Here is a 16431-nt window from a genome sequence, read left to right as displayed (position 1 = left end):
TTCCTCCATAATCCATAGATTTACTAAAATACATTTTAATGTATGGCGATTTCTAGTGTAAAACGCCTTGAAATTCAGATGTCTCTTCTACTACGTTACGTTTGTTCATAATTTCTTCGGCATAGTGACAAGACACCTGATGCCCGCCTCCCAAATCTCGCAGCTGCGGCACGCTCTTTTTACATTCCTCTGTCGCAAAACGACAACGAGGATGGAAGGTACAGCCGGAAGGCGGATTCGCAGGTGAAGGCAAATCACCCGTGAGCAGAATTCTTTCTTTTTTGAGCTTCGGATTCGCCTTCGGCACCGCTGACAGAAGCGCCTGCGTGTAAGGATGACTTGGCGAAGCAAACAAACTTTTCTTATCGGCAATTTCCACAATCCGTCCTAGATACATAACCGCAACGCGGTCACATAAATGTTTGACGACCGACAGATCATGCGAGATGAAGAGAAGCGTCAGATCAAAATCTTTTCTAAGATTTTTGAGCAAGTTCAGAATCTGAGACTGAATAGAAACGTCGAGCGCTGAGACCGGTTCATCGGCGATAATCAGCTTCGGGTTCACGACCAGCGCTCGCGCTATCCCGATCCGTTGCCGCTGACCTCCTGAAAAGTCATGCGGATGACGATCCAAATGTTCTTTTTGCAGACCCACGACCTGAATGATCTTCTCCACGGTTTCTTTCCGCTCTTTCGCCGTCCCGATGTGATGTACTTCAAGGGATTCCATCAAAATTTTGCGAATGGTTTTACGTGGATTGAGCGAGGCATAAGGGTCTTGAAAAACCATCTGAATGTCCCGTCTCATCTTACGCATTGATTCTTTACTCAGCTTCGCTAAATCTTTCCCCTCGAAGATGACTTCCCCTTCGGTTGGTTCATTCAGCCGCAGAATGGTGCGGCCTGTTGTTGATTTTCCGCAGCCGGATTCTCCTACAATCCCGACCGTTTCTCCAGGATAGACTTCCAGATCAATCCCATCTACGGCACGAACATGGCCTACTACTTTATTAAAAGCACCCGCATGAATCGGAAAATGCTGTTTTAGTCCTTTAACACGCAGTATCGGTTCCATCTCTCATTACACTCCTTCCGCATATAGCCAGCACCGGCATTGCTGATCCTGAAGTTTAAATAACTCAGGCTCCTGCTCATGACAGATCGGCATTGCCTTACTACAACGAGGAGCAAATCGGCAGCCTGTCGGCATCTGGTGAGCCAGCGGAACAGAGCCTGGAATCGTCTCCAGAAACTCTACTTCCTCATCCAGATCCGGAACTGAATTCATCAGCCCGATCGTATAAGGATGCTTCGGATTTTCGAACAACTCGTACTTATCCGCTTCTTCTACAACCTGCCCTGCATACATAACGATGACGCGGTCACACATCTCAGCTACGACCCCAAGGTCATGCGTGATGAGCATGATGGATGTGTTGGTTTCTTCTTTTACCTTTTGCATTAGCTCTAGAATCTGTGCCTGAATGGTTACATCAAGTGCGGTCGTCGGTTCATCGGCAATGATCAGCTTTGGTTCACAAGACATGGCCATCGCAATCATGACCCGCTGCCTCATTCCGCCCGACAACTGATGCGGATATTCACCGTAAATCTCATCCGGTCTAGGCATCCCAACCGCCTTCAGCATTTCAATCGCTCTTTTTTTGGCTTCTGCCTTAGAGCTTTTGCGGTGGAGCAGCACCGATTCTTCGATCTGGCGGCCCACCGTCTGCAGAGGATTCAGTGAAGTCATCGGTTCCTGAAAGATCATTGCGATATCATTACCGCGGATTTTCTGCATCTGTTTTTCTGAAATCTGGAGCAGGTCCTTTCCTTCATAGAAGATATGTCCTTCCGAAGAACCATTTCCCGCGAGTAGACGCATGATGGACAGGCTGGTCACACTTTTACCACAACCAGATTCGCCAACGACCCCCAGCGTTTCCCCTTCCTTTATGGAAAAATCAACACCATCAACCACCGCGACTTTTCCATAGTCTGTTTTGAACCGCGTTCTTAGCTTCTGTACCTCTAATATGGCTGTCATGAGCAAGCACTCCCTTCTATTTTCTCGCCCTCGGATCAAGGAATTGCTGCAATCCATCACCAAGCAGGTTGAACCCTAACACAACAATAAAGATAGCAAGACCCGGATACAGCGTGGCATAAGGTGCAACGCTCATTAGACTTTGTGCCTGATTCAGCATGCTGCCCCAAGAAGGTGTCGGCGGCTGAACGCCAAGTCCAAGATAAGATAAAGATGCTTCTGCTAAAATCCCTGTTGCCATAGTCAACGTAGACTGAATAATAATCGGCCCCATTGCATTCGGGAAAATATGACTAAAAATAATACGCATGTCTTTTACGCCTACGGACTTTGCCGCATGGACATACTCCATATTTCGAAGGGTCAGAACCTGCCCTCTTGTAATACGAACAAACGAAGGCGCAAAACCAATCCCGATAGCCAGCATCGCGTTACCGAATCCTGCACCTAGAACGGCCGATATCGCTAGTGCGAGAATGAGGAATGGGAAAGCCTGCAGGGAGTCAACGACCCGCATGACAACCCACTCATCCCAGAATCCCCGGTAATAACCGGTGAATAGGCCAATCGGCACACCAATACCAACCGCAATTCCGACAGAGATCAGTGCTGCTTTAATCGAAATCTGAGCACCATACACCACTCTGGAGAAAATATCCCGCCCGAGATCATCCGTACCAAAAAGATGCTCACTGCTTGGCTCTTGCAAGATCATATTGTAATCTTGTGCATTCGGGTCATATGGAGCGATAGAGCTTGCAAATACAGCTGTTATGAACAGGATCAGAATAATAAGGACGCCGAGGACACCCAGTCCGGATTTAAAAAACTTTTTCCACATTTTCATCCGACTTACGCCCCCTTACCTGATTTAATGCGCGGATCAATGACTGCGTACAGTAAATCAACAATGATATTAACTGCCACAACAAGCAGAGCGGATACAAGAATAGCCCCTTGAACCGTTACATAATCTCGTTTAAATACAGATTCAACAATAAGTCTTCCGAAACCGGGAATGGAGAAAATAGACTCCGTAATGACAAGACCTCCCAGGAGTCCTGCGATAAGTAAACCCGATGTAGTGACGACCGGAATGAGTGCATTACGAAGAACGTGTCTGAAAATGGTTGCCCACTCATTAAGTCCTTTGGCCTTGGCCGTGCGCACAAAATCCATATTCACTACTTCTAGAAGAGAGGAACGCAGCATCCGCATCAGCACGGCTGATTCCCGAAGTCCGGTTGCAATACATGGCAGAATCAGAGCCATGATATTCGCTTTGGGATCATCAAAGAAGGATACATACCCCGAGGAAGGAAGCCAGTTATTTTCTACCGTGAAATAAATGATTAGCATCATGGCGAGCCAGAAATTCGGGATACTCATACCCCCGAGAGCCCCAAAGGAGCTAAGGTAGTCAAGCCAGGTATTACGTCTTACGGCTGCCAGTATCCCTGCCGGAATGGCAATGATTAAGGCTACGATAAAGGTACCTATCGTAAGCTGTATTGTGGCGGGAAGGCGCTGGGCGATAAGTTCGCTGACGGGAACATGATCCGTAATGGAGGTACCCAGGTCACCGCGAAGTATTTTTCCAAGCCAAGTAAAATATTGTTCTACAATCGGCTTGTCCAGTCCAAGTTCTGCCCGGAGGCTTGCGTATGCTTCCGGTGTGGCCTCTTGTCCCAGAATGACCCGGGCAGGGTCGCCCGGAATCATATGGATAAGGGAGAATGTCATTATGGATACGAGAAAAAGGATGGGGATCGCGAGTAAAATACGTTTTACTACATACATCATGAGCTCTCTCTCCCATTGCTGATTTTTGGCTATGCGTAAGTTCTGACGGGTTATGATCGATGATGATTACTGTGGATTATTGTTTCTCCAGTTTTGCGGTACGAATAATACCATCTGGAATATAGGTGAAGTTCAATACTTTATTTGAAACACCGAATTTATCGTAGTTGTGATAGATGTATACATACGATGCATTTTCATGAACCAGATCCATGGCCTGATTGTAAAGTTCTTTACGTTTCGCTTCATCTTTTTCAGCACGTGCCTCGTTCAATACTTTATCAAGTTCAGGTACAGAGATTCGGCTCTGATTATTCGGCATACCTGTTACAAGGAAGTCATAGGTGTTCTGATCCGGATCAATCCGGCCTGACCATCCAAGCTGCATCGCCTCAAAATTGCCACTGTCTCCATTTTCCAGCATCGTACCGTACTCCACTTTCTCTAGCTCAACATTAATGTTGTATTGTTTCAGCATATTTTGAATGACAGCACCGAACTGTTCATTAGCTGTTGTTGTTGCAATTTGCATTTTGAAGCTGAATCCGTCCGGTTTACCGCCTTTGGCAAGCAGTTCCTTGATCTTCGCTTCATCAGCAGCAGGTGGTGTATCTGTCGCTTCGTTGTAAGCAATACTTCCAGGAGCAAACGGAGAGTACGCTGGAGCACCATAACCATCGAATAATACTTTGACAACTGATTCACGGTTGATTGCAAGATCGACAGCCTGACGAAGATACACATTCTGCAGATCACCCTTGGTATTGTTGAGGTGAAGACCTTGATACCCCATATTGGCCTGAGCAACAACCGTTAGATTAGAATCGTTCTCTACTGCCGGAATTTCCTTTACTGGAATATCATCAATGATATCAACAACACCTGAACGTAAATTTTGTACAGCTGCACTGTTGTTTGTAAACACTTTGAAATTGACTTGATCCAGCTTCACTTCGCCATTCCAGTAGTTCTCATTCTTCTTCAGCGTAACGTGATCACCGCTCACCTGCTCTACAAAAGCAAATGGCCCGGTACCTACTGGGTTCTTCACATAATTATCTCCATGCTCCTTCACAGCGGTCGGAGACACCATCATCCCTGAACGGTCCGCAAGTACCGAAAGCAACGGAGTAAAAGGTTCTTTCAAGGTTATGACCACCGTTTTCTCATCTTTAACATCAATATGATCTATGGATTTCAAATCACTAATGCGCTTCGAACCTTCCTCCATATAGCGTTCCAGATTGAACTTTACCGCTTCGGCATTAAATTCACTTCCGTCCTGAAACGCAACACCGTCATGAAGTGTTAAAGTGTAAGAAAGACCATCTTCCGAAATTGTATATTCAGATACAAGCATAGGTACAATGCTGCCTTCCGAATCTACATCAAACAATTTGTCATAGAGGCTGTTCTGCACCTGACGATCGTACAAAGACGAAGAAGACATAGGATCAAGACTTGGTGGATCAGATTTTAATCCAATATTTAAAACTTTGGATTGACTTGAAGCCGCGCCCGACGTACTTCCACTCCCAGATTCGGACTGACCTCCCCCACATGCCGTAAGTAAGACAAAACTACTCAGCACAACCGACGATAAAACCTTGTACATTTTTTTTGATAACATCTTCTCGACCTCTCTTCTTATGTAGTCATTTATAAATCAGCCCCGGAAAGGAGCGATATAACAATGTATATAGTGTATAAATATACAATGAGGTTGAAAGCAAGAAGCTCAACGTATGAACTTCAGCTTGGATTTAAGTACCTTCAGCTCCATGATGACATTCGTTCGATTAATTCCTTCTACTTTGTTCAGTTTTTTCATCATAAAATCAGAGAATTCATCGCTGTCCTTCGTAAACACCTGAATCATGAGCTGATATTCACCTGTTACCAGAATCATCAGTCTTACTTCAGGCATAGACTCAAGCTCATTTGTAACCTGTTCCAGCTTTTGATCCGTGACAGCAATAAAAATGAGTGTCTCCATCCGGATTCCCGCTTTTACTGGATTCACAATCCCTACGAGACTTAATATCCCTTCATCCTGCATTTGCTGGACACGAAGTCGAACCGTCTTTTCAGTTACATTTAGTTCCTTCGCAATCTGGGTAAAAGGAATACGGGCATTTTCTTGCAAAAATCTGACGATTCCACGATCCAGTTCATCAAGTCCGGTATACATGGATTGTTGCTTTTCATCCTCCGTCATTTCAATCCACCTTTTCGACTTGATTTCGTAATTCAATTCCTAATCACAATTCAATTTCAGGGTTTTAATCCTATTTACAATACTTTTTTGATTATTTGGTACGAATTAGGTTTTACAAATCGTAATGCAGCCTCCCCAGAAAATCAAGAACTTTCCAGTTGGTTTTCGACATTTTTTTCATAAAGTAAATCTATTAGAACAATAAATAATTTTTATCTCTCTGTTTTTCTCTGTTTTTAAGTGAATATCTTCTTTTTACTCCATTTATCGCTTTACCAAATCAACGTTGTAACACTTTGTTTAATTCACATAGTGATGTAAATTTGATGTAAGAATTCCACCTACTTTGGGCAGATAGACAAAAAAAAGACATCCCTCTACTGATCGGGACGTCTTTTTTTGATATGTGATTTACTCCCCTGTGAGCGTCAATTCAATATGGATCACCTCTGATCTACTTGCAATACGAATTGGAGGTCCCCATGAACCAAAACCGGAAGATACAATAACATGCATTTTTTCTTTAAGCATGTGGCCCCAGTCCAGTTCAAATAATCGTTTTGTGATCAGATGATTCGGTGCAAACTGCCCCCTATGCGTATGTCCGCATAGCAATAAATCAGCGCCTGCTTCCATCGCCTTATCAAATGCATACGGCTGATGATCAAGCAAAATAATAGGCTTCGTATGATCCAGCGGAGCAAGCAGCTCTGTTACAGGAAGACGTTTTCCTGGTTCCACACTTTCTGCCGTCATGTCCTTACGACCCGCGATATGTAAAGCTCCGTCCGCTGCGCTCACGACTTCATCCTGAAGGACGGGAATCCCAATCTGACTCATTTCCTTAACATAACGTTCAATGTGTCCACCATAATATTCATGGTTACCAAGAACCGCATAAACTCCATACTTGGCAGTTAATTTCTTCATTTCTTGTGACATATTGTTCCTTAGAAAGGGCTCAATAGAATCGTCAAGCACATCTCCCACAAGCAAGGTCACGTCAGGCTCCAAACCATTGAGTGTGTGAACCAGCTTCGCCAGATATCGATTACCTACAATGTTGCCCAGATGAAGATCTGAAGCAACCGCAATGGTATACGTTTTTGGAGTACCCGGTTCCGGCTTCTTCGCTATGGATAATTCATATTTCCTCACTACAGGACTCCACGCGTTATAAGATCCAAACAATAAGAAAATCGCGAGTAGCGCTATTGTAATCCACCCCAGCAAAGGTATATACCCCACAGGATCGGCACCTGCAATATGACTAATCCACCCGATAATATCCACAATCGGCAATGCAAGGACGAAGAACTCAAACAAAGCAAAGTAATATGAGCCAATGACTTTAAAGAAACGTCCCAATGGACCAAGCCACTTTACCCTCCCGATCACATATCCCAGCGCGATCACGGTAAGAACAATACCTAACCATGCAAGAGATGTTTCAGGATAATAGTAAGAAAGGAATAAATACACATTCCAACTTATAAACAGCTGTAACCCAAGAAAAATAAGCAGTATGAGAATAATATTCCGAATTGCTTTAAAAGAAAGCTTCATAAGCTCCTGCCGCGCTCCTTTATCATCCAAATTACCGTACACCTTGATTCTATTACACAACCAAACCTAAATCCAATCGAAAGAAATGAACGTTTGACAAATCCAACAACCTGTAACTATAATGGTTACAAGTTAAACGAAATCATTCACACTATGATAATAATGGAGGAATTAACAATGAAAATCGCAGTGATTGGTGCAAGTGGTAAAGCAGGCAAACTTATTCTGGATGAAGCAGGGAAAAGAGGACATGAGGTTACAGCAATCGTAAGAAATGCATCCAAAGTCAGCGGTGTTCCTGTGATAGAGAAAGATATATTTGAGCTGACAACACAAGATCTAACGAAATACGATGTGGTTGTTAACGCCTTTGGCGCAGCACCAGGTGAAGAGCACAAACATGTGGAAGCAGGTCAGACACTGATTCAGGCACTGAGCGGTGCTCAGGGCACTCGCCTAATTGTTGTTGGCGGCGCAGGAAGTTTATTCGTGGATGAAGCGAAGACGACAAAACTGATCGATACGCCTGAATTCCCTGACTTGTACAAACCAACAGCAAGCAATCAAAGTAAAAACTTGGAGGACTTAAAAGCATCTACAGATCTGAAATGGACTTTTGTCAGTCCTGCAGCTATGTTTGATGCGGAAGGTGCTCGTACAGGTTCGTATCAAAAAGGAAAAGACAACTTCATCGTGAATTCGAAAGGGGATAGCTATATCAGTTATGCTGACTATGCTATTGCTATTGTTGATGAAATTGAGAATGCAGCGCATATCGGCGAACGATTCACCGTGGTAGGCGAACAAAAATAACCGGCTTGTTTTCACAATCATTTCCCCTTTCGTACAAAGATCTGTTTCTTATCCCGAGATCTTTGTGCGAAAGGGGATTTTTTGTCTTACAGTTGTTCAGGCAGGGCACAATAGATTAGACTATAATTAACATACTTGATGTTCAGAATGACCTGCTATGAGCAGGCAGAATAAAGGGGTTAACGTTCATGGTTACAAGCCGATTTGCCGTTGGCATTCATATTTTATCACTACTTGAGATCAACAAAGGCGAGGTCAATACTTCGGATTATCTTGCAGGTAGTGTGGGCACGAATCCGGTCGTCATTCGAAGAATTATGGGGATGCTAAATAAAGCAGGGCTTGTTGAAGTAAAGCCAGGGGTTGCCGGAGCGAAGCTTAAAAAAGTCGTAGCAGATATCACTTTACTTGACGTATACCGTGCGGTCAATGCCGTGGAAGAAGAAGCCCTATTTTCTGTACATGAAGCGCCGAACCCAGCCTGTGTGGTGGGACGCAATATTCAGAATACGATCTCTCCTATTTTTATTTCCGCCCAAAAAGCGATGGAAGATCAACTTGCCGGTGTATCCATGGCCGATGTGATCTATGATCTCTCTCAAAAAGAAAAGGAACCTCTAGAGTAACCGGTTTTCCCGTCTCTATAGAGGTTCTCTTTGCATTCACTTGTATGGCCATGTATATTCATTTTTAAATTGATGCATGTTGATTTGGTCATCTACATCATTCAGTTGGGTAAAGAATTCGTTCCGATCCTTCTTTATATACTCTACAGGGAATACATCGAGCAGCTTACTTGAATACTCCATGAGGTAAAGAATATCTCCCTCGTCCCCATCTCCCATTATATAATCGATTGTTACGCTGAATATTTCCCCCTCACCTTCGTACTGTATTTCATGCAATACATAAGGGTCTATGAGTCGATATGAAAAATAGGACAAGAATTGGTCCAAATAGACGGCCGCTTGTTTAAAGTGATCGTATGCTTGCTGCAATACAAGAACATTGTCCTCCGATTTCTCACTTTCATTAAATTCACCCATCAGCTCATTCATTTGTAGAAGCTCTGTTCGAAACTGATCGTAGCTTTGTTTCTCCTCAGCTCCATCCGATATCAGAGATTTTCCATCCACCAGTAGAAATGCGTACCATCCCCCCATCACAAGAGCACAGGTTAAGATCATTATAGCGATGGCTTTTATGTGTTTTGCTAAGAAGCTCTTCACTCGATTTCACCCTGCCCTTTCTCCAGTTGTAACGAAATGCGATTCAGAAGATGTATAATTTCCCGTTTCTGCTCCTTCGGGAAATCCTTGAAATTTGTATCACTCGGTAGCCCAGGAATCTGCTCCTGCAGTTCGTTAATCAGATTACGAGTTTGCTTTATTTCTCTTCGGTCGCCTGTCCCTTCCAGTATCTTCGAAGATTGTAGCAAAAGCTCCGCTCCCAGCTTCTTAAGCTTGTTCTCTAAAGCTTCTGTTCTTAATTCTTCTCCAGAAACATGATATCGGAGTTGCCTAACTTGATCAGCTGTATCGATCAAGCGGGTGTAGCCTAGAAATAATTCCCTTGCATCATCTTGACTCAATGTCCCTGCTCTGTTCAAGACGGAATCCGTATAATAAGTTGAAGCCTGAAGTCCATATGAAGTGCGATTATAGTAGCTTGGGAAAGTCTTGCCGTCATTATGTTGCTGGTTATCGTATTCCTTACCAATGAGTACAGCAAACAAGATGATCAGAAATACGGACCCTAGGATAGTCCAGATGAAAGTTATTTTTTTCAAAATCTCACCGCCATTACCTTTATGTATATGAGTAAAACTATTAATTATATAAGAAATATTAGGATATTCACCTTTATATTACCTCATTCTATTAGTTTTACCTAGCCAATATATGGATGTAATTAGACTTATTTTTGTTATTTCGAAGCCGCCCCTCCCCCACCACTTTATAGTAGAAAAGAGATAATTATTTAAAATCTTCTAAGTTTTTTATGAAAAACAATAATAATTTTAATTTAATTTTCACAATATACAGTTTACTAATTAGAACATTCTAAGTATAATGTTTGTTCACTATCACTAATACCATTTTACGAATAGGAGCAATACTTTTGGATCATCAAATTTCTCTAGACATGCTGATGAAAACTTATACTGAGTTGGCACAAAAAATGTCAAACTACCGCATCAAGGCCTTTGTAGATCATTTGCGAGAAAATGAATTAACGTTGAATCAATTTTCCATTCTAACGAAAATTCAGCGCGAAGGATCTTGTCTATCCATACACTTGGCCCAGCATCTAAAAATCAAAGCAGCCTCGATCACTTACCTGGTAGACTCACTTGAGCAAAGAGGTTATGTCACTCGAATTGAAAATCCGGAGGATCGAAGAAGTCAGCGGATTACGCTTACCGATAAAGGCTTAGACGTACTTTTCATTCCAGATATGGATCAGTCCGTCGAGCAGCAATTTGAACAATTGGATGAAGAGGATAAAGAAATGGTATTCCTGAGTATTCGTTTACTAAATCGTAAACTGAAGTAATTAAAGGAGAATACATCTATTGAAAAATTTATTAAAGATTAAATTTGCTTGGTTTCCCGTCTGGTCTGTAGCCGTGTTGATGCTGAGCATGGTCATCATTTACTTGCCCGTATTTAGTGGCGCCAGTCAGCGAATGCACGATTTTCCGCTCATCCTCGTCAGTGAGGACTCACAATTTGCAGACTCGCCGGAAGGTAAAGCGATCATCTCTAATCTTGTGAAGCAGCAAGACGGACACTCTTTTCAGTGGCAGATTGAAAGTTCGAAGGAAACTGCTATACAGGCTATAAAAGAAAACAAAGCAAACGGGGCTTTGATCATCCCCGCAAATTTCAGCGAGCGGACTTCTGCCTTGCAAGAAGCTTTCCTATCCGGAGATGCTGATATTAACGCCGTACCGGTTGAAATATTATTGAATGATGGCGCTTCGCAAATGGCTTCAAGCATCTCGACGAGTGTATTGCAAAGCCTAGCCTTATCGATTTCTGATATGGTTAGCAGCGGAATAAAAGAAGATATGACAAAACAACAAGCACTCATATCTCCCATGACCGCATCTCAACTTGACCACCCTATTGAATACACAATGACCAACGTGCTCGGACTTCCCTCGGATATCAATAAAGGAATGACCCCTTTTATGATTGTCTTAATCGCATCGATTACAGGGCTTATGGGAACACAGATGATTAATGGGTATTTAGGTGGTATTAGTGAAAATTTGAAGAGCCGTGGTGTTCCTCTGACCTATTCAAAAGTATTTGCTACGGAGATGCTGCTGAGTGTTATCTTAATGATCGCTGTTGCAGTAGTGATTCCTTTAGCTGTGTTCGGATTGTATGGAAGCTTCCATTCATCAGGCATCATTACCATTTTCTTATTTACATCGCTATGCACGATGACGATGTTCACTATGTTCAAAATGATAGGCATGTTATTCGGCAAATGGGCCATGCTGGCCGCATTCCCTGTTAACATCTTAGGAATCTTCGCCAGCGGCGGAGCGATCCCGGTTACAAACCTTCCGGATTTCCATCGGATCCTTGGTAATATTATGCCGATCCGATATATGCTCGAAGGCATGCGTTCATTGCTGTATTATGATGGTAATATGGAAGCTGGCCTGGGTAAGGCGATGACTATCGTTCCTGCTTTTTTTCTTCTTTTTTCAGCGGTTATCGTTCTTATATTCGTATTGAAACGAAATCAGGGAAATAAGGATAATCAAAAAAACCATAATAATGAGCAGCAGGAAACGAGTAATTCCATTCAGACTCCTGCTTCAGCCCAAGTATAGTCACATGTAGAACGGCACTATTTTATAAGCGTATGGCTTATAAAATAGTGCCGTTTTTTCAACTATTCACTCTTATAAAAAACAACGATCCCCCATTGTTTACTTCGGATCAGCAGTCAGATATTTCTCCCTGTACTCCTCTTCGAGCATGCTCATGAGAATAGCATCATGATATTCATGGTTGTAGAACAATGCATCGCGCTGACGACCTTCAATTTTAAAACCTACCTTCTTATATACATGTGCAGCCCGTTCATTAAAATCATATACATTCAGTTCCACCCGGTGGAGCTGCAATATGCCAAAAGCATAATCCAGTATGAGCCGTAGTGCCTCTGTCCCGAAGCCTTGTCCCTGGTGTTTCGCCTGGTCAATCATAATCCGCAAGTTTGCACTTCGATTTGTATAATCCAAATCTTGAAGGGCAATATCCCCAATCAATTCATCCGTTTCTTGCCGTGCAATCAGCAGTAGAACTGAGGAATCATCTCTCCACTTCCTGTCTATGTACTCAGTTATTTGCTCGAAATTAAAAATCGCTTTTGTTCCAGTCAGCCTACTTGTTTCCGCATCAAATAGAAGCTGATAGTATGCTTCAGCATCACTGGCATTTACAGGTTTCAGATATACTTTCTGTCCTTGTAATGCTTTTGGTATAAAGGTAGCTGTCATTACCCAATCCCACCCTTTTCGTTCATATTCTTGATCTGTATCTGGCTCGGAATTTATTTTATCCTAAGCTCTACCTGTGTCTAAAGAGAAAGTACAACTTAGAACTAATCTTTACACTCCGAGCAAAAAGAAAGATATGGATTCTACCCGAGCTAACATAAGGCAGCAAGCAGCGCTGAACAAAAAAAAAGCACGAAAATACATTTTCGAAGTCCAAAAATGTGCTTTCGTGCCTTTGACTGTGGTTATTTTTTGCCATATATAATCTTCTTAATGGAATCAACGGATAAAAAGTACTCCTCCGCGAGATGCCGTATCGTCTGGCCATCCTGATAAGCCACACGAATACGTTCATTACGCTCATCTAGTACCTTTCTGCCGCCGGATCTCATCCCCCAACCCTCGTGTTTGCTTGCTGGCTTCGGGATGTAAATCGCTTCCCCTTGGACATATTTCTGAATTTCTTCTACCAGGTGATCTGGTAATACGGTGGTTGCTCTAACATATTTCATTTATGGTCCGCCCCTTATAATATTGCTCCATTAATTTGGATTCATAAGGTGCAAAGCCAACCGTATTAGAAGAAAACGAGCTACTTGCGGGCGAAATAAAAGTTGTTACTTATGCCACCCCATGCAAAGATTCGCCTCTCTAATACTCGGCTTTGCATGGGACGTTTCCGTTTTCCCGTTTTGGATCCGTCTGGTCATCTTATCAGCTCCTTCCTCACTTGAGGCTATCGTCGTGAGTATTATATCATCTGGATCCTTAGGAGCCTACAATGGTGCCTCCATTTACATGTATAACCTGCCCTGTCACATAACTTGAATCATCCGAAGCGAGATAGACAAAAGCTGGAGCGAGCTCAAACGGCTGACCAGCACGCTTCATCGGGGTATCTGCTCCAAGCGTCTTGATATATTCAGCCGGATAACTTGCTGGCTGCAGCGGGGTCCAGATGGGTCCAGGCGCAACAGCATTCACTCGAATTCCATAGTCCACGAGCTGAGCAGACAAAGAACGGGTAAAGGCGACTATCGCCCCCTTTGTTGATGAATAGTCCATGAGTAGCTTATTTCCTTTATAGGCAGTAACCGACGTAGTCGAAATAATGGTACTGCCAGGCCTCAAATACCGAAGTGCTTCCTGAGTAAGAAAAAAGCTGGGATAAATGTTGGTACGGAACGTATCATCAAGCTCTTTAGCCGTAATCTCCAGTATACTGTCATGGGACATTTGCATCGCCTGATTAATAATGAGTGTATCCAGCTTGCCAAAATACTGCACCGTTTCATTCACTACGGCACGGCAGTGAGACTCTTCTTTCAGATCACCTGGCAGAAGAAGACACTGTACTCCATAGGCTTCTACCATCTTTTTCGTATCTTCTGCATCCTTGTGTTCATCATAATAAGGAATGGACACACTTGCCCCTTCCTTAGCAAAAGCAATCGCCACAGCCCGGCCAATTCCGCTGTCACCGCCTGTAATGATGGCGATTTTCCCTTTCAATTTCCCGCTTCCTACATAACCAGGGTTATCGGAAATAGGCACTGGATTCATGACGTATTCAAATCCCGGCAGACGATCCTGGTGCTGCGGTGGGAATGTTATCGGTACCTCTTCACATTTAGTAATCTTCCCGTAATAGGGATACATAGGAATCATAAGTTAACCTCCTGTCACGAACATGATAAGCAGTATATTCGCCCAGTTCCTAACTTGCGACGCCTCGCAACAAAAAGGATCACGCCCCGGGACGTGACCTTATTTCTTTTTAATTTAAGAAGAAGGGCTAGGGTTACCGTAGTTTGGCCCCTGATTTTTGTAACCTTTACCTTGAGGCGGCGGGTCGTTCCTCTGCTGTTGATAGTTTCCCTGTTGCTGATAATTGCCTTGATTCGCAGGAACCGTACCACTTGCCCCCTGCGTATAGGGCTGAGGTTGAGGCTGATGGTACTGTGCACAATTCGCTGGCGGACCTATGACGACCGTATCTTGGATCGGAGCAATCGCAGCTTTATATGTAGCTAAGTCAAGACAATACGTATGGGCAACTGTTTCAGGCGGTGCAAGACGCAGGAAATCAGATATGGCAATGAATTCTGGTATGGGCGCATCAAATATGGCCAGCAAGTGCGTGTTGTCTTCTGTCGCCATCTCCCAGTGGAACCACCCCTGCGGCACGTTTCCGACCTGACCTGGAGTAACGGTCACATGAATGACTGCTTTCGTGAAAGGGTTTATCATGGAAATTACGGCTGATCCGGCAATACAGTAGACGAGCTCCGTTGCATTCTGATGGATATGCGGTTCCACTACGTTGCCTCGTGTCATAAAAATATCGAGTAACGAGCTGTTACCTAGTGTATTGAGCTGCTGAACACCCAAGGCATTGATATAGTTACCTCTGTCTTTAATGAATATTCGATTATTTCTCAAATCATAAGAATACTGTACATTCGGAGATGTGAAATCCATATAAGAGACTGCCATCGTTTATCCTCCCTTGGAATCGGTCCATTTGAATAAGCTATATTCCCGTTCAGTCAAATTCACATTCTTTACAGTCTACTTCTCCTATGGCTCAGTTATTCTCTATACATGACGAAAAATGTAGATATAGCACGTACTAAAGATAGGTGTAATTTTCAAGAACACAAAAGGCACTGTGCTTTATCGCACAGTGCCTAATTATAGTAACTTATGAATGGTAATGCTCTAGAATTAGTCCGCTAAGACCTACAACGCGCTGCCACCAAACAAGAAGCGGTATTCCCAAGTGTTACCCTTAACAGAATCCGTTCTTACACCACCCGAATCTTTAGAGTAGGTGTGTAGCACTCTTCCATTACCGAGGTAGATCCCTACGTGAGTAATGGTTTCTTTGCTCTTATTTACTTTGGAATAAGAAGATTTGCTTGAACCTTTATAGGACATAAAGAACATTAAGTCTCCGCGCTTGAGGCTAGAAATGCTTGTTTTGGCATTTCCTTTATTCTTAACATAGGTCCCTTGCTTGCGAGAATCGGTTGGCAACGTAATTTTTGCACCATCCATAAATGCTCGTCTTACAAACGAAGAGCAGTCGAATACTTTTGTACTGCTGCGGTCTGCTCCAAATTGATAAGGTGTTCCCATGTATTTGGCACCTGCGGAAATGACTTTTTCCACTTTTGAACTTTTTGTACTTGTTGTTGAAGAAGCAGCTGAAGCTTGGTTAGCAATCATAGGCATGCTAAGTGATCCAAATAGTAAAGCGGATGATACCGCCACAGTAAGTATCTTTTTTGTAACCTTCATGATGTAGTCCCCCTAGAAGTTATAGGTTTTGAATCTTTCTGTCTGTTGTTGTCGTTCAACTCGTCCTCATTGTAGGTGAGAATCACAGACTACGCATCAGACTATCTGCCTAGTGTATTTCTAAATAACATAGTACTTTATACCTAATATAAT

18 protein-coding genes are annotated in these 16431 nt (G+C 43.1%); 4 read left to right on the top strand and 14 right to left on the bottom strand.

All coding sequences use genetic code 11. From position 1 onward, the window contains the following. Positions 1 to 52: 52 nt before the first annotated feature. The 7 genes from KFT32_RS16565 to KFT32_RS16535 form a co-directional block, all read right to left on the bottom strand. Positions 53 to 1078 (bottom strand): ABC transporter ATP-binding protein, encoded by a 1026-nt coding sequence (locus KFT32_RS16565; protein ID WP_211748346.1) that lies wholly within the window; start codon positions 1076 to 1078, stop codon positions 53 to 55. A 6-nt stretch (positions 1079 to 1084) separates the two neighbouring features. Further along, on the bottom strand, positions 1085 to 2050 hold the full coding sequence (locus KFT32_RS16560; RefSeq protein WP_211748345.1) for an ABC transporter ATP-binding protein: 966 nt from the start codon (positions 2048 to 2050) through the stop codon (positions 1085 to 1087). 16 nt (positions 2051 to 2066) lie between these two features. Beyond that, positions 2067 to 2897 (bottom strand): ABC transporter permease, encoded by an 831-nt coding sequence (locus KFT32_RS16555; RefSeq protein ID WP_211748344.1) that lies wholly within the window; start codon positions 2895 to 2897, stop codon positions 2067 to 2069. A gap of 5 nt (positions 2898 to 2902) precedes the next feature. After that, positions 2903 to 3853, bottom strand: a complete 951-nt coding sequence (locus KFT32_RS16550; RefSeq protein WP_211748343.1) for an ABC transporter permease — start codon at positions 3851 to 3853, stop codon at positions 2903 to 2905. Between the two features lie 76 nt (positions 3854 to 3929). Then, on the bottom strand, positions 3930 to 5483 hold the full coding sequence (locus KFT32_RS16545) for an ABC transporter substrate-binding protein (protein WP_211748342.1): 1554 nt from the start codon (positions 5481 to 5483) through the stop codon (positions 3930 to 3932). Between the two features lie 108 nt (positions 5484 to 5591). After that, complete coding sequence (locus KFT32_RS16540; RefSeq protein WP_211748341.1) at positions 5592 to 6071, bottom strand: Lrp/AsnC family transcriptional regulator; 480 nt, start codon at positions 6069 to 6071, stop codon at positions 5592 to 5594. Between the two features lie 411 nt (positions 6072 to 6482). Further along, entirely contained in the window at positions 6483 to 7667 is a 1185-nt protein-coding gene (locus tag KFT32_RS16535; RefSeq protein WP_249435938.1) for a metallophosphoesterase, read from the bottom strand. Between the two features lie 147 nt (positions 7668 to 7814). On the opposite strand from KFT32_RS16535, the gene KFT32_RS16530 reads away from it, so the two are divergent. Continuing rightward, on the top strand, positions 7815 to 8450 hold the full coding sequence (locus KFT32_RS16530) for an NAD(P)-dependent oxidoreductase (protein ID WP_211748340.1): 636 nt from the start codon (positions 7815 to 7817) through the stop codon (positions 8448 to 8450). 188 nt (positions 8451 to 8638) lie between these two features. Further along, on the top strand, positions 8639 to 9076 hold the full coding sequence (locus KFT32_RS16525) for an Rrf2 family transcriptional regulator (protein ID WP_211748339.1): 438 nt from the start codon (positions 8639 to 8641) through the stop codon (positions 9074 to 9076). 36 nt (positions 9077 to 9112) lie between these two features. On the opposite strand, the gene KFT32_RS16520 is transcribed toward KFT32_RS16525, so the two are convergent. Both KFT32_RS16520 and KFT32_RS16515 read right to left on the bottom strand, forming a co-directional pair. Then, on the bottom strand, positions 9113 to 9679 hold the full coding sequence (locus tag KFT32_RS16520) for a hypothetical protein (protein WP_211748338.1): 567 nt from the start codon (positions 9677 to 9679) through the stop codon (positions 9113 to 9115). After that, entirely contained in the window at positions 9676 to 10239 is a 564-nt protein-coding gene (locus tag KFT32_RS16515) for a hypothetical protein (RefSeq protein WP_211748337.1), read from the bottom strand. Before KFT32_RS16515 ends, KFT32_RS16520 begins: the two co-directional genes overlap by 4 nt. Positions 10240 to 10571: 332 nt before the next feature. Here KFT32_RS16515 and KFT32_RS16510 point away from each other — a divergent pair, with 332 nt between their 5' ends. Both KFT32_RS16510 and KFT32_RS16505 read left to right on the top strand, forming a co-directional pair. After that, on the top strand, positions 10572 to 11006 hold the full coding sequence (locus KFT32_RS16510; RefSeq protein ID WP_211748336.1) for a MarR family winged helix-turn-helix transcriptional regulator: 435 nt from the start codon (positions 10572 to 10574) through the stop codon (positions 11004 to 11006). A 19-nt stretch (positions 11007 to 11025) separates the two neighbouring features. Next, complete coding sequence (locus KFT32_RS16505; RefSeq protein WP_211748335.1) at positions 11026 to 12303, top strand: ABC transporter permease; 1278 nt, start codon at positions 11026 to 11028, stop codon at positions 12301 to 12303. A gap of 99 nt (positions 12304 to 12402) precedes the next feature. Here the strand turns inward: KFT32_RS16505 and KFT32_RS16500 are convergent, their stop codons facing one another. The 5 genes from KFT32_RS16500 to KFT32_RS16480 all read right to left on the bottom strand — a co-directional run bounded on the left by KFT32_RS16500 (position 12403) and on the right by KFT32_RS16480 (position 16278). Further along, positions 12403 to 12975 carry a GNAT family N-acetyltransferase gene (locus tag KFT32_RS16500; protein ID WP_211748334.1) on the bottom strand — a complete coding sequence of 191 codons (573 nt, stop codon included), beginning with the start codon at positions 12973 to 12975 and terminating at the stop codon, positions 12403 to 12405. Positions 12976 to 13220: 245 nt separating this feature from the next. Next, positions 13221 to 13487, bottom strand: a complete 267-nt coding sequence (locus tag KFT32_RS16495; RefSeq protein WP_211748333.1) for a CD3324 family protein — start codon at positions 13485 to 13487, stop codon at positions 13221 to 13223. A 256-nt stretch (positions 13488 to 13743) separates the two neighbouring features. Beyond that, positions 13744 to 14643 (bottom strand): SDR family oxidoreductase, encoded by a 900-nt coding sequence (locus KFT32_RS16490; protein WP_211748332.1) that lies wholly within the window; start codon positions 14641 to 14643, stop codon positions 13744 to 13746. 114 nt (positions 14644 to 14757) lie between these two features. Then, complete coding sequence (locus KFT32_RS16485) at positions 14758 to 15471, bottom strand: cupin domain-containing protein (RefSeq protein ID WP_211748331.1); 714 nt, start codon at positions 15469 to 15471, stop codon at positions 14758 to 14760. Between the two features lie 246 nt (positions 15472 to 15717). After that, complete coding sequence (locus KFT32_RS16480; RefSeq protein WP_211748330.1) at positions 15718 to 16278, bottom strand: C40 family peptidase; 561 nt, start codon at positions 16276 to 16278, stop codon at positions 15718 to 15720. Between the last annotated feature and the right edge of the window lie 153 nt (positions 16279 to 16431).

Origin of the sequence: Paenibacillus sp. Marseille-Q4541 (assembly GCF_018310695.1) — a bacterium.
GTDB lineage: Bacteria > Bacillota > Bacilli > Paenibacillales > Paenibacillaceae > Paenibacillus.
Note: the sequence above shows the minus strand (reverse complement) of the source record. Positions and strands in the feature narration are given on the sequence as shown.